The sequence below is a fragment of the Pseudomonas sp. V88_4 genome (genome assembly GCF_029967985.1).
Taxonomy (GTDB): domain Bacteria; phylum Pseudomonadota; class Gammaproteobacteria; order Pseudomonadales; family Pseudomonadaceae; genus Aquipseudomonas; species Aquipseudomonas glycinae.
On record NZ_JASCAF010000023.1, the window covers coordinates 1 to 690 of the forward strand.

The 690-nt window shown below is 56.7% G+C and carries 1 pseudogene; it reads left to right on the forward strand.

Annotated elements, in window-relative coordinates:
• Positions 1–17 precede the first annotated feature (17 nt).
• Positions 18–690, forward strand: a pseudogene (locus tag QLG12_RS07185) (hypothetical protein); the annotation flags it as partial.

Genomic DNA, 690 nt, shown 5'->3' on the forward strand with positions numbered 1-690 from the left:
CACTGGAACCCAAGGATTTGCCCAACGGCATCAGCGAAGTCACCTGCCCCAACCCAGTCAACAATCCCACCAAAGCCAAAGATGTGGTGTTCTGGCAACTGCGTGATGTCCAGGACAAGTTGCTGTTCGAGGACGAAAAGACTCTCAATTCATTGAGCGCCGGTAAAGACGTGAAATTTCCCCTCAACGCGGCGTTTGTGCAGCAGCATTTTGAGGCCCGTCGCGATAAACGGTTGAGTATCCGCTACCACATTGTTCGGGATGCGACGGGCAAGACCAGCTATTCGAATCCGTTGGAGTTTGTCGTAGGGACGGCGGCGGATGACAAGCCGCAAATCACCTCGGCCAAGGGCTTTCAAAGCAATGAGGAAATCCGCGAAGGTGAAACCACCGTCGAAACCAGCGCGACGTTCGAAGGCAGCGCCGCCAAGGGGCAGAGGGTCGAGGTGTTTGATGGCACGACACCCAAAGGCCAGTCCACTGCCGATCCAGTGACCGGCATCTGGACGCTGACGATTACCGACATGTCCCTGACAGGACACAGTTTCTCGGCCAAAGCCTTGTACGGCTCCGGACAATCGTCGACACCGCGGACCTTCAATGTGACGGCGGTTATTGATCCGACCATTACCCGTGTGAACGAAAACACCGCCACCGGTGCGGCCGTTGCGATCGGAGGATCGACCATCG